Source organism: Nocardioides asiaticus (assembly GCF_040049175.1).
Classification (GTDB): domain Bacteria; phylum Actinomycetota; class Actinomycetes; order Propionibacteriales; family Nocardioidaceae; genus Nocardioides; species Nocardioides cheoyonin.
In genome coordinates, this window is sequence record NZ_JBDZDM010000002.1 from 855,578 (window position 1) to 867,937 (window position 12,360).

18 protein-coding genes are annotated in these 12,360 nt (G+C 68.4%); 17 read left to right on the forward strand and 1 reads right to left on the reverse strand.

Annotation, left to right across the window (positions count from 1 at the left end):
• Positions 1-92: 92 nt before the first annotated feature.
• The 5 genes from rpsL (at position 93) to trmB (ending at position 5,246) form a co-directional block, all read left to right on the forward strand.
• Positions 93-464, forward strand: coding sequence for a 30S ribosomal protein S12 (gene rpsL, locus ABLE53_RS09990; RefSeq protein ID WP_028660598.1), 372 nt, complete (start codon positions 93-95; stop codon positions 462-464).
• A 1-nt stretch (position 465) separates the two neighbouring features.
• Entirely contained in the window at positions 466-936 is a 471-nt protein-coding gene (gene rpsG / locus ABLE53_RS09995; RefSeq protein ID WP_348858711.1) for a 30S ribosomal protein S7, read from the forward strand.
• Between the two features lie 133 nt (positions 937-1,069).
• Positions 1,070-3,130: an elongation factor G gene (gene fusA / locus ABLE53_RS10000; RefSeq protein WP_425474864.1), complete on the forward strand. Its 2,061-nt coding sequence runs from the start codon at positions 1,070-1,072 to the stop codon at positions 3,128-3,130.
• Between the two features lie 67 nt (positions 3,131-3,197).
• On the forward strand, positions 3,198-4,391 hold the full coding sequence (gene tuf, locus ABLE53_RS10005) for an elongation factor Tu (protein WP_348858713.1): 1,194 nt from the start codon (positions 3,198-3,200) through the stop codon (positions 4,389-4,391).
• Positions 4,392-4,499: 108 nt separating this feature from the next.
• Positions 4,500-5,246: a tRNA (guanosine(46)-N7)-methyltransferase TrmB gene (trmB, locus tag ABLE53_RS10010; protein ID WP_348858714.1), complete on the forward strand. Its 747-nt coding sequence runs from the start codon at positions 4,500-4,502 to the stop codon at positions 5,244-5,246.
• 131 nt (positions 5,247-5,377) lie between these two features.
• Here the strand turns inward: trmB and ABLE53_RS10015 are convergent, their stop codons facing one another.
• Positions 5,378-6,103, reverse strand: a complete 726-nt coding sequence (locus ABLE53_RS10015; RefSeq protein WP_348858715.1) for a tetratricopeptide repeat protein — start codon at positions 6,101-6,103, stop codon at positions 5,378-5,380.
• A gap of 413 nt (positions 6,104-6,516) precedes the next feature.
• Between ABLE53_RS10015 and rpsJ the strand changes: the two genes are divergently transcribed.
• The 12 genes from rpsJ to rplN all read left to right on the forward strand — a co-directional run bounded on the left by rpsJ (position 6,517) and on the right by rplN (position 12,357).
• Positions 6,517-6,825, forward strand: coding sequence for a 30S ribosomal protein S10 (gene rpsJ / locus ABLE53_RS10020; RefSeq protein ID WP_008360994.1), 309 nt, complete (start codon positions 6,517-6,519; stop codon positions 6,823-6,825).
• 10 nt (positions 6,826-6,835) lie between these two features.
• Positions 6,836-7,507: a 50S ribosomal protein L3 gene (rplC, locus tag ABLE53_RS10025; protein ID WP_348858716.1), complete on the forward strand. Its 672-nt coding sequence runs from the start codon at positions 6,836-6,838 to the stop codon at positions 7,505-7,507.
• A gap of 2 nt (positions 7,508-7,509) precedes the next feature.
• Positions 7,510-8,124: a 50S ribosomal protein L4 gene (gene rplD / locus ABLE53_RS10030; protein ID WP_348858717.1), complete on the forward strand. Its 615-nt coding sequence runs from the start codon at positions 7,510-7,512 to the stop codon at positions 8,122-8,124.
• Positions 8,121-8,426: a 50S ribosomal protein L23 gene (gene rplW / locus ABLE53_RS10035; protein ID WP_348858718.1), complete on the forward strand. Its 306-nt coding sequence runs from the start codon at positions 8,121-8,123 to the stop codon at positions 8,424-8,426. Before rplD ends, rplW begins: the two co-directional genes overlap by 4 nt.
• Positions 8,427-8,452: 26 nt before the next feature.
• Positions 8,453-9,289, forward strand: a complete 837-nt coding sequence (gene rplB / locus ABLE53_RS10040; RefSeq protein ID WP_348858719.1) for a 50S ribosomal protein L2 — start codon at positions 8,453-8,455, stop codon at positions 9,287-9,289.
• Between the two features lie 5 nt (positions 9,290-9,294).
• Entirely contained in the window at positions 9,295-9,576 is a 282-nt protein-coding gene (rpsS, locus tag ABLE53_RS10045) for a 30S ribosomal protein S19 (RefSeq protein ID WP_348858720.1), read from the forward strand.
• A gap of 43 nt (positions 9,577-9,619) precedes the next feature.
• The gene (rplV, locus tag ABLE53_RS10050; protein ID WP_348858721.1) at positions 9,620-10,042 is read left to right on the forward strand and encodes a 50S ribosomal protein L22; all 423 of its coding nucleotides are present in this window, start codon (positions 9,620-9,622) and stop codon (positions 10,040-10,042) included.
• The gene (rpsC, locus tag ABLE53_RS10055; RefSeq protein ID WP_348858722.1) at positions 10,042-10,887 is read left to right on the forward strand and encodes a 30S ribosomal protein S3; all 846 of its coding nucleotides are present in this window, start codon (positions 10,042-10,044) and stop codon (positions 10,885-10,887) included. Before rplV ends, rpsC begins: the two co-directional genes overlap by 1 nt.
• Before the next feature lie 5 nt (positions 10,888-10,892).
• Entirely contained in the window at positions 10,893-11,312 is a 420-nt protein-coding gene (gene rplP / locus ABLE53_RS10060; RefSeq protein ID WP_348858723.1) for a 50S ribosomal protein L16, read from the forward strand.
• Positions 11,312-11,557, forward strand: a complete 246-nt coding sequence (gene rpmC, locus ABLE53_RS10065) for a 50S ribosomal protein L29 (protein WP_348858725.1) — start codon at positions 11,312-11,314, stop codon at positions 11,555-11,557. The genes rplP and rpmC overlap by 1 nt, the downstream gene beginning before the upstream one ends.
• Positions 11,554-11,826 (forward strand): 30S ribosomal protein S17, encoded by a 273-nt coding sequence (gene rpsQ, locus ABLE53_RS10070; RefSeq protein WP_348858727.1) that lies wholly within the window; start codon positions 11,554-11,556, stop codon positions 11,824-11,826. The genes rpmC and rpsQ overlap by 4 nt, the downstream gene beginning before the upstream one ends.
• 162 nt (positions 11,827-11,988) lie before the next feature.
• Positions 11,989-12,357: a 50S ribosomal protein L14 gene (gene rplN, locus ABLE53_RS10075; protein ID WP_348858728.1), complete on the forward strand. Its 369-nt coding sequence runs from the start codon at positions 11,989-11,991 to the stop codon at positions 12,355-12,357.
• The last annotated feature ends 3 nt before the right edge of the window (positions 12,358-12,360 follow it).

The following is a 12,360-nucleotide window of genomic DNA, read 5'->3' on the forward strand; positions in this document are numbered from 1 at the left end:
GCACCACCCGGACACGACGCCGGAAACGGCAGCACGGTCCTGCGGGGCAGATCGCCGCGTAGTGAGAGCAGAAAAAGAAGGGGAACCACCAGGTGCCCACCATTCAGCAGTTGGTCCGCAAGGGCCGCCAGGACAAGGTGTCGAAGAACAAGACGCCTGCCCTGAAGGGGTCTCCGCAGCGCCGCGGCGTCTGCACCCGCGTCTACACCACCACGCCCAAGAAGCCGAACTCCGCCCTCCGGAAGGTCGCCCGTGTGCGCCTCTCGAGCGGCGTCGAGGTCACCGCTTACATCCCGGGCGTCGGTCACAATCTTCAGGAGCACTCCATCGTGCTCGTGCGCGGCGGTCGTGTGAAGGACCTTCCCGGCGTTCGCTACAAGATCATCCGCGGCACGCTCGACACCCAGGGCGTCAAGAACCGCAAGCAGGCCCGTAGCCGCTACGGCGCCAAGAAGGAGAAGTGAGATGCCTCGCAAGGGTCCCGCTCCGAAGCGGCCGATCGACGTCGACCCGGTCTACGGGTCCCAGCTGGTCAGCCAGCTCGTCTCCAAGGTGCTGATCGACGGCAAGAAGCAGGTCGCGCAGCGCATCGTCTACGGCGCCCTCGAGGGCTGCCGCGAGAAGACCGGCACCGACCCCGTCGTGACGCTCAAGCGCGCCATGGACAACGTCAAGCCGGCCGTCGAGGTCAAGTCCCGCCGCGTCGGCGGTGCGACCTACCAGGTCCCGGTCGAGGTGAAGGGCACCCGCGGCACGACCCTCGCGCTGCGTTGGCTGGTCGGCTACGCGCAGGACCGCCGCGAGAAGACGATGGCCGAGCGGCTCATGAACGAGATCCTCGACGCCAGCAACGGCCTCGGCGCGTCCGTGAAGAAGCGCGAGGACACCCACAAGATGGCTGAGTCCAACCGGGCCTTCGCCCACTACCGCTGGTGACCACAGGCGGGGCGCCAGCACGGAACGCCTCCGGGCGCCCCGCTTCACCCGCCAATCCCGACTTCTAAGGAACGCACAGACAGTGGCTGTCGACATCACCACGGACCTCAAGGTCGTCCGCAACATCGGCATCATGGCTCACATCGATGCCGGTAAGACCACCACCACCGAGCGCATCCTGTTCTACACCGGCATCACCTACAAGATCGGTGAGGTCCACGAGGGCGCTGCCACGATGGACTGGATGGAGCAGGAGCAGGAGCGCGGCATCACGATCACCTCCGCCGCGACCACCTGCTGGTGGAAGAACCACCAGATCAACATCATCGACACGCCGGGTCACGTCGACTTCACCGCCGAGGTCGAGCGCTCGCTGCGTGTCCTCGACGGCGCTGTCGCCGTGTTCGACGGCGTGGCCGGCGTCGAGCCGCAGACCATGACCGTGTGGCGCCAGGCCAACAAGTACTCCGTGCCCCGGATGTGCTTCGTCAATAAGCTGGACCGCACCGGCGCGGACTTCTTCCGCTGCGTCGACATGATGGTCGAGCGCCTCAACTCCACCCCGCTGGTCCTCCAGCTCCCGATCGGTGCTGAGTCCGACTTCCTCGGCGTCGTCGACCTGGTCGGCATGCGCGCGCTCACCTGGCGCGGCGAGACCAAGATGGGCGAGGACTACGAGGTCGAGGAGATCCCCGCCGAGCTCGCCGAGCAGGCCGAGGAGTACCGCGAGAAGCTCCTCGAGACCCTCGCCGAGGCCGACGACGAGATCATGGAGAAGTACCTCGAGGGCGAGGAGATCTCCGTCGAGGAGCTCAACGCCGCGATCCGACGCGCGACGCTGGCCGACAAGGTCAACCCGGTCCTGTGCGGCACCGCCTTCAAGAACAAGGGCGTCCAGCCGCTGCTCGACGCGGTCGTCAACTACCTCCCCTCGCCGCTCGACATCGACGCGATCGTCGGTCACAAGCCGGGCGACGAGGAGACCGAGATCGCCCGGAAGCCCTCGGACGAGGAGCCGTTCTCCGGCCTCGCCTACAAGATCGCGTCCGACCCGCACCTCGGCAAGCTGATCTACGTCCGCGTCTACTCCGGCAAGCTCGAGGCGGGCTCGACCGTGCTCAACTCCGTCTCCGGCAAGAAGGAGCGGATCGGCAAGGTCTACCAGATGCACGCCAACAAGCGTGAGGAGATCGCGTCGGTCGGCGCCGGCCAGATCGTCGCCGTCATGGGCCTCAAGGACACCAAGACCGGTCACACGCTGTGCGACCCGTCCAACCCGGTCGTCCTCGAGTCGATGACGTTCCCGGCCCCGGTGATCGAGGTCGCGATCGAGCCCAAGACGAAGGGCGACCAGGAGAAGCTGGGCATGGCGATCCAGCGGCTCTCCGACGAGGACCCGACCTTCACCGTCAAGACCGACGAGGAGACCGGCCAGACGATCATCGCCGGCATGGGCGAGCTCCACCTGGAGATCCTCGTCGACCGGATGAAGCGCGAGTTCCGCGTCGAGGCGACCGTCGGCAAGCCGCAGGTCGCCTACCGCGAGACCATCCGCCGCAAGGTGGAGAACCACAGCTACACCCACAAGAAGCAGACCGGTGGCTCGGGCCAGTTCGCGAAGGTCATCATCTCGATCGAGCCGAACCTCGACCCGGAGACCGGCCTGGGTGCGGGCTACGAGTTCGTCAACAACGTCACCGGCGGCCGGGTGCCGAGGGAGTACATCCCCTCGGTCGACCAGGGCGCCCAGGAGGCCATGGAGTTCGGCGTGCTCGCCGGGTTCCCGATGGTCGACGTGAAGGTCTCGCTCGAGGACGGCGGCTACCACGAGGTCGACTCGTCCGAGCTCGCCTTCAAGATCGCCGGCAACCAGGCCTTCAAGGAGGCCGCCCGCATGGCGAAGCCGGTCCTGCTGGAGCCGATGTTCGCCGTCGAGGTCACCACGCCCGAGAACTTCCTCGGCACGGTGATCGGCGACATCAACTCCCGCCGCGGCCAGATCCGCGCGCAGGAGGAGCGTCACGGCGACATCGTCGTCAACGCGCTCGTCCCGCTGTCCGAGATGTTCGGGTACGTCGGCGACCTGCGGTCCAAGACCTCGGGTCAGGCCTCGTACTCGATGGAGTTCGACTCGTACGCCGAGGTTCCCACGAACATCGCCGACGAGATCATCAAGAAGGTCCGTGGCGAGTAATCGCACCGGCCTCGGTTACACACACTCAGTACGAGTCAAGTAGAAAACACACCAGGAGGAGCCCACAGTGGCTAAGGCGAAGTTCGAGCGGACCAAGCCGCACGTCAACATCGGCACCATCGGTCACATCGACCACGGCAAGACGACTCTTACCGCGGCGATCACCAAGGTGCTGCACGACAAGTTCCCGGAGCTGAACCCGTTCACGCCGTTCGACGAGATCGACAAGGCTCCCGAGGAGCGTCAGCGCGGTATCACCATCTCCATCGCGCACGTCGAGTACCAGACCGAGGCGCGTCACTACGCGCACGTCGACTGCCCCGGTCACGCCGACTACATCAAGAACATGATCACCGGCGCGGCCCAGATGGACGGCGCGATCCTCGTGGTCGCCGCCACCGACGGCCCGATGCCGCAGACGCGTGAGCACGTCCTGCTCGCCCGCCAGGTCGGCGTGCCGGCGATCGTGGTCGCCCTCAACAAGTGCGACATGGTCGACGACGAGGAGCTCATCGAGCTTGTCGAGATGGAGGTCCGTGAGCTCCTGAACGAGTACGAGTTCCCGGGCGACGACATCCCGGTCGTCCGCGTTGCCGCCTTCCCGGCCCTGCAGGGCGACGAGAAGTGGGGCGAGTCGGTCGCCGAGCTGATGCAGGCCGTCGACGACTACATCCCGACCCCGGAGCGCGACACCGACAAGCCGTTCCTGATGCCGGTCGAGGACGTCTTCACGATCACCGGTCGTGGCACCGTCATCACCGGTCGTATCGAGCGTGGCATCGTCAAGGTCGGCGAGGAGGTCGAGATCCTCGGCATCCGCGAGGGCTCGCAGAAGACCACCGTCACCGGCGTCGAGATGTTCCGCAAGCTGCTCGACGAGGGCCAGGCCGGTGAGAACGTCGGTCTGCTCCTCCGCGGCACCAAGCGCGAGGACGTCGAGCGCGGCATGGTCGTCGCGAAGCCGGGCACCACGACCCCGCACACCCAGTTCGAGGGCTCGGTCTACATCCTCTCGAAGGAGGAGGGCGGCCGCCACACGCCGTTCTTCAACAACTACCGTCCGCAGTTCTACTTCCGTACGACTGACGTGACTGGCGTTGTGACCCTTCCGGAGGGCACCGAGATGGTCATGCCCGGTGACAACACCGAGATGTCCGTCGAGCTGATCCAGCCCATCGCCATGGACGAGGGCCTCCGGTTCGCGATCCGTGAGGGTGGCCGCACCGTCGGTGCCGGCCGCGTCACCAAGATCATCAAGTGACCGTGTGATCCAACGTGGAGGGTCCCCGAGCCGCGAGGCGAGGGGGCCCTTCGCTTTGGACCACACGATCCTGGTGCTGAGTCGGCCGTGACAGCACTTCGAGGAGACATGAGCGACGTACGACCCGCCCGTCCCCACCACAAGCTGATGGAGGACGGCCGACGGATGCGGGAGGTGCTGACGTACGCCCGCCGGGGGAGCAGGTTCACTCCCAAGCAGCAGGCGGCGTGGGACGCGTACGCCGAGGCCTGGGTGATCCCCGACGAGGCGGTCGACGAGCCCGGGTTCACCTTCGCCGACGCCTTCGGCCCCGGCCGGCGCGAGGCGCCGCTCGTGGTCGAGATCGGCTCGGGCGTGGGGGAGGCGACGGCCGCCCTGGCCGCCGCCCGGCCGGACCACAACGTGCTGGCCCTCGAGGTGTGGCGCCCGGGTGTCGCCGAGACGCTGGCGCGCGTGGCCGAGGCGGGTGCGGCCAACGTGCGGCTGTGCAGCGTCGACGCGGTCTGGTCGATGGAGCACCTCGTCGTGCACGGGACGGTCAGCGAGCTGTGGACGTTCTTCCCGGACCCGTGGCACAAGACCCGCCACCACAAGCGCCGCCTGGTCAACCCGGCCAACGCTGCGATGCTCGCCGAGCGGCTGGTCCCGGGCGGGGTCTGGCGGCTCGCGACCGACTGGGCCGACTACGCCGAGCAGATGCGCGAGGTGCTCGATGCCGAGCCGCGCCTGGCCGGCGGCGTCGTACCCCGTTGGGAGGAGCGCCCGGTCACGAAGTTCGAGCGCAAGGGCGTCGCACGGGGTAGGACGATCACCGACCTGCTCTACCGCCGGGTCGCCCCCAAAGTGTCACCGTGACAGTTCCGAACTGTCACCGTGACAGCTCACTTCGTCGGTGACAGTTGCGAGGTGTCACCGACGGCGCGACCTGTCACCGTGACACTTTGGGCGGGCACGGTCGGGGCCACCGGGAGTGGGCCTGCCCTCGGTCACTCCCCGCCCTCGAGGAGCGCCAGCTCCTCGTCGACGTACGGGTCGGAGGTGCCGGCGGCCTCGTGCTCGTCCCGCAGGCGGCGCTGGATGGCGAGCGCCTCCTCGGAGCGGCCGAGATTGCGCAGGGCCCAGGCGACCATCCACCACGCCTCGCGGGTGCGGCCGTCGGCGCCGATCCGCTCCCGGGCGGCCAGCGCCTCCTGGAACGAGCCGAGGGCGGCCTCGAAGTCGTCGGCGTCGGCGTGGACCATCCCGATGTTGTTGAGGACCGAGGCGTCCCAGTCGCGCGCCGCCGGGTCGTCCGAGCCCCGCGCGAGAGAGAGCGCCTGCTCGCCGACCGCGAGCTGCTCCTCGGGAGGTACGACGAGCGCGACCATGTGCAGGGCGTCGACCGCGAGGGCGTCCAGCCCGGCGTCGCGGGCAGCCCGGGCGGCGGCCTCGAAGAGCGGGCGGGCCTCCTCTGGCCGACCCGCCGAGCGGAGCAGACGCCCGCGCTCGAGGCCGACCCTGACGGTCGCCTCGGGGGAGTGCGGCGCCAGCGAGCCGAGGAGCGCGTGCCCGTCGTCGTAGCGCTCCTGAAGGCCGAGCGCGCGGGCGACCTGTGTGAGCATGATCGTCCGCTCCTCGCCCGACGCGGACTCCGCGGCCGCCCGGAAGCGACGCTCGGAGCCGGCCGGGTCGTCGAAGTCCCACAGCGGCGCGATCTCGGTCACATCGGCCATGTTCGCAGCCCCCGGCGCACCGCTGCGAGGGCGCAGATTTGGAGACACGCCCGGGAATCTGACAAGATTCACTAGTTGCTCCGGCGGGTCGCCGGGGTGCGGCACATCTTGATTACTGAATCGCGTCTCCAGAACGGGGCCCACGGCTCTGTCCCGGAAGTGTGGTCGGTGATCGACGTGCGTCCATCCCGACCAACGCGATTCGAACCTGGGAGATCCCCCGGGTGCCGCCAGACAACTGCAGGTGAGTCCCTCGCCGAGACGGGCGGAGTCGTGTGCGCAAGCATTACGACACGCCCGACCGCGGGGGTCGGAGCCGGCAGGTGGTCGGAGTGACGGGGCGGGACCTACTCAAACCGGAGGACGTCCCGGAACGCACGCGGCAACGCTTACGAGAAGGACGAGAGAGACAGATGGCGGGACAGAAGATCCGCATCAGGCTCAAGGCCTATGACCACGAGGTGATCGACACCTCGGCGCGCAAGATCGTGGACACGGTCACCCGCACGGGTGCCAAGGTCGCCGGCCCGGTGCCGCTGCCGACCGAGAAGAACGTGTACTGCGTCATCCGCTCGCCCCACAAGTACAAGGACTCCCGCGAGCACTTCGAGATGCGCACCCACAAGCGCCTCATCGACATCATCGACCCCACCCCGAAGACGGTCGACTCGCTCATGCGGCTGGATCTGCCGGCCGGCGTCGACATCGAGATCAAGCTCTGAGGTCGCCAAGATGACTATCGAACGCAACGTGAAGGGGCTGCTGGGCACCAAGCTCGGCATGACCCAGCTCTGGGACGAGAACAACCGCGTCGTCCCCGTGACCGTGATCGCCGCGAGCACCAACGTGGTCACCCAGGTCCGCACGCCCGAGACCGACGGCTACAACGCCGTCCAGGTCGGGTTCGGCGAGATCGACGGCCGCAAGGTGACCAAGCCGCAGGCGGGTCACTTCAGCAAGGCGGGCACCACCCCGCGCCGTCATCTCGTCGAGATCCGCACCTCCGACGCCGCGTCCTACACGGTCGGGCAGGAGGTGCCGGTCGACACCTTCGCCGCGGGCGACGAGGTCGACGTCACCGGCACCAGCAAGGGCAAGGGCTTCGCCGGCACGATGAAGCGTCACGGCTTCGCCGGCGTCTCCGCCTCCCACGGTGCCCACCGCAACCACCGCAAGCCGGGCTCGATCGGCGCCTGCGCCACCCCGGGCCGCGTCTTCAAGGGCGTCCGGATGGCGGGCCACATGGGCACCGACACGGTCACCACCCAGAACCTCACCGTGCACGCGGTCGACACCGAGAAGGGCCTGATCCTCCTCAAGGGTGCCGTCCCCGGCCCCAAGGGTGGCGTCGTGGTCCTCCGCTCGGCTGCCAAGCAGTCCCAGATGTCTGGCAAGGAGGCCTGAGCATGGCTGTCAACACTGTCAAGGTCGACCTGCCGGCCGAGATCTTCGACGTCGAGGTCAACCTTCCGCTGATCCACCAGGTCGTCGTCGCCCAGCAGGCCGCCGCCCGCCAGGGCACCCACGCCACCAAGACCCGCGGCGAGGTCCGCGGCGGTGGCCGGAAGCCCTACAAGCAGAAGGGCACCGGACGTGCCCGCCAGGGCTCGACCCGGGCGCCGCAGTTCGCCGGCGGTGGCACCGTCCACGGCCCGCAGCCGCGGTCCTACGACCAGCGCACCCCCAAGAAGATGAAGGCCGCCGCGCTGCGCGGTGCCCTCTCCGACCGGGCGCGCAACGACCGCATCCACGTGGTCGAGTTCGACCTGGGCGACAAGCCGTCGACCAAGGCCGCCCTCGCCGCGCTGGCCACGCTGTCCGACCGCCCGAAGTTCCTCGTCGTGCTCGACCGCACGGAGACCGTCGCCTGGCTGTCGCTGCGCAACGCGCCCGAGGTCCACATCCTGGCCGTCGACCAGATCAACACGTACGACGTGCTGGCCGCCGACGACGTGGTCTTCTCCAAGGCCGCGTACGACACCTTCGTCGGTGCCACGAAGACCGAGGAGGCTGCCCAGTGAGCACGCTGCACTACGACCCGCGCGACATCCTGATCGCGCCCGTGGTCTCCGAGAAGAGCTACGGCCTGCTCGACCAGAACAAGTACACCTTCATCGTCCGTCCGGACGCCAACAAGACCGAGATCAAGATCGCGGTCGAGCAGGTGTTCAACGTGAAGGTGACCTCGGTCAACACGATCAACCGCCCCGGCAAGTCGCGGCGCACCCGCTACGGCATGGGCAAGCGCAAGGACACCAAGCGCGCGATCGTCAGCCTCGCCGAGGGCGACCGCATCGACATCTTCGGGGGTCCGGTCAGCTGACCGGGGCCAGGTAAGGAAGAAGACAGATGGCTATCCGCAAGTACAAGCCGACCACCCCGGGCCGTCGTGGCTCCTCGGTGGCCGACTTCGTCGAGATCACCCGGACGACCCCCGAGAAGTCGCTGACGCGCCCGCTGGCCAAGAAGGGCGGCCGCAACAACCAGGGCCGCATCACCACCCGTCACCAGGGCGGTGGCCACAAGCGCGCCTACCGGCTGATCGACTTCCGTCGCTACGACAAGGACGGCGTGCCGGCCAAGGTCGCTCACATCGAGTACGACCCGAACCGCACCGCCCGCATCGCCCTGCTCCACTTCGCCGACGGCGAGAAGCGCTACATCATCGCGCCGAAGGACCTCGCTCAGGGTGCCGTCGTGGAGTCCGGCCCGACCGCCGACATCAAGCCCGGCAACAACCTGCCGCTCCGCAACATCCCGGTCGGCACGACGATCCACGCCGTCGAGCTCCGCCCCGGCGGCGGCGCCAAGATCGCCCGCTCGGCTGGCAACAGCGCCCAGCTGGTCGCCCGCGAGGGCAGCCGCGCCACGCTGCGGATGCCGTCCGGCGAGATGCGCTGGGTCGACGTGCGCTGCCGCGCCACCGTCGGCGAGGTCGGCAACGCCGAGCAGTCGAACATCAACTGGGGCAAGGCCGGCCGCATGCGCTGGAAGGGCAAGCGGCCCACCGTCCGCGGTGTCGTCATGAACCCGGTCGACCACCCGCACGGTGGTGGTGAGGGCAAGACCTCCGGTGGTCGCCACCCGGTCTCGCCCTGGGGCAAGCCCGAGGGTCGTACGCGCAAGCGCAAGGCCTCCGACTCGATGATCATCCGCCGCCGCAAGAGCGGGAAGGGTAGGAAGTAACCGCCATGCCTCGCAGCCTGAAGAAGGGCCCGTTCGTCGACGACCACCTGCAGAAGAAGGTCGACGCCGAGAACGAGAAGGGCACCCACAACGTCATCAAGACCTGGTCGCGCCGGTCGATGATCGTGCCGACCATGATCGGCCACACGATCGCGGTGCACGACGGCCGCAAGCACGTCCCGGTGTTCGTGACCGACGCGATGGTCGGCCACAAGCTGGGCGAGTTCGCCCCGACCCGCACCTACAAGGGTCACGTGAAGGAAGACCGGAAGGGCCGCCGCCGCTGAGGCGGGGCGCTCCCAACCTGGAGAAACTGGAGATAACGAGCAAATGAGCGTTACTGAGCGCCGGCGCGCTAGCGCCCGCCGCGAGTCGCTGCTCGGCGACCAGCCGGGTGCCTTCGCGAGTGCCCGCTACGTGCGGATCACCCCGCTGAAGGCCCGCCGGGTCGTCGACCTGGTCCGCGGCCTGCCCGTCGACGAGGCGCTGTCGCTGCTGGCCTTCGCGCCGCAGGCCGCCTCGGAGACCGTCTACAAGGTGCTGGAGAGCGCCATCGCCAACGCCGAGACCACCGAGGGTCTCGAGCGCGGCGACCTGGTGATCTCCGCTGCCATGGTCGACGAGGGCCCGACGATGAAGCGCTGGCGTCCGCGTGCCCAGGGCCGCGCGACGCGCATCAACAAGCGCACCAGCCACATCACGCTGGTCGTCCAGCCCGCTGACGCCGTGGCCAAGAAGGGTGGCAACAAGTAATGGGCCAGAAGATCAACCCGAACGGCTTCCGCCTCGGCATCTCGACGGACCACAAGTCCCGTTGGTACGCCGACAAGCTCTACAAGTCGTACGTCGGCGAGGACGTCGCCATCCGCAAGCTGCTCTCGAAGGGCATGGAGCGGGCCGGCATCGCCAAGGTCGAGATCGAGCGCACGCGTGACCGCGTCCGGGTGGACATCCACACCGCGCGTCCCGGCATCGTGATCGGCCGTCGCGGCGCCGAGGCCGACCGCATCCGCGGCGAGCTCGAGAAGCTCACCGGCAAGCAGGTCCAGCTGAACATCCTCGAGGTCAAGAACCCCGAGGTCGACGCCCAGCTGGTCGCCCAGGGTGTGGCCGAGCAGCTGTCCGGCCGCGTGCAGTTCCGTCGCGCGATGCGCAAGGCGATGCAGACCACGATGCGCTCGGGTGCCAAGGGCATCCGGATCCAGTGCTCGGGCCGCCTCAACGGCGCCGAGATGTCGCGCACCGAGTTCTACCGCGAGGGCCGCGTCCCGCTGCACACGCTGCGCGCCGACATCGACTACGGCTTCTACGAGGCCCGTACGACCTTCGGCCGGATCGGCGTGAAGGTCTGGATCTACAAGGGCGAGGTGTCCGGCTCCCGGGCCGAGCGCCAGGCCCAGGCCGCCGCCCGTGCGGGCGTCCCCGGTCGCGGCGAGCGCCGCGGTCGCGGCGACCGTCCGAACCGCGGCTCGCGCGGCGACCGTCCGGGTCGCGCCGACCGCGGCTCCCGCGGCGCCGACGCCCCGGCGGTGACCGAGGCTCCGGCCGGTGGCGACACGTCGGTCGCCACCACCCCCGCAGAAAACCAGGAGGGCTGACCGTCATGCTGATGCCCCGTCGCGTCAAGCACCGCAAGCAGCACCACCCGAAGCGCACCGGCGCGGCCAAGGGTGGCACCCGGCTGGCCTTCGGTGAGTTCGGCATCCAGGCGATCGAGGGTCACTACGTGACCAACCGGCAGATCGAGTCGGCCCGTATCGCCATGACCCGTCACATCAAGCGTGGTGGCAAGGTGTGGATCAACATCTACCCCGACATCCCGCTGACGAAGAAGCCGGCCGAGACCCGCATGGGTTCCGGTAAGGGCTCCCCCGAGTGGTGGGTCGCCAACGTCAAGCCCGGCCGTGTCATGTTCGAGCTCTCCGGTGTCCCGGAGGACGTGGCCCGCGAGGCGATGCGCCGCGCGATCCACAAGCTCCCCATGAAGTGCCGTTTCATCACGCGAGAGGCTGGTGAGTTCTGATGGCGAACTCCCTGAAGGCGCACGAGCTCGACGAGCTCAACGACGTCGACCTCGAGGCGAAGCTGCGCGAGGCCAAGGAGGAGCTGTTCAACCTCCGCTTCCAGGCGGCCACCGGCCAGCTCGAGAGCCACGGTCGGCTGCGCACGGTCAAGAAGGACATCGCCCGGATCTACACGGTGGTGCGCGAGCGCGAGCTCGGCATCCGCACCGCCCCGGGCGCGAGCAACGAGGATGGTGCCGCATGAGCGAGCAGACTGCGACCGAGCGCAACACCCGCAAGGTTCGCGAGGGCCTCGTCGTCAGCGACAAGATGGACAAGACCATCGTGGTCGAGGTCGAGGACCGCGTGAAGCACGCGCTCTACGGCAAGGTCATGCGTCGTACGAGCAAGCTCAAGGCGCACGACGAGCAGAACACCGCCGGCATCGGCGACCGCGTCCTGGTCATGGAGACCCGGCCGCTGTCGGCGACGAAGCGGTGGCGGCTCGTCGAGATCGTCGAGAAGGCCAAGTGAGCCGGCGGCGTACGCCGCGAAATTGACCCAGGTCGGCGGGCCCGCGGATCATTGATCCGCAGGCCCTCCGCCCGCCACCAATCCCGATTCAGGGGCCTAACCAGTTCGGCAAGGCTCATCCGCCGCAGGAGCGGATGAGAACCGGCTCGACAAGGAGAAGTAATGATCCAGCAGGAGTCGCGACTCAAGGTCGCCGACAACACGGGTGCCAAGGAGATCCTCTGCATCCGCGTTCTCGGCGGCTCGGGGCGTCGCTACGCCGGCATCGGCGACACCATCGTCGCCACCGTGAAGGACGCGATCCCCGGTGGCAACGTCAAGAAGGGTGACGTCGTCAAGGCCGTCGTCGTGCGCACCGTCAAGGAGCGCCGTCGTCCCGACGGTTCCTACATCCGCTTCGACGAGAACGCCGCCGTCATCCTCCGGAACGACGGCGAGCCGCGAGGCACCCGCATCTTCGGCCCGGTGGGCCGCGAGCTGCGCGACAAGAAGTTCATGCGAATCATCTCGCTCGCGCCGGAGGTGCTCTGAGCC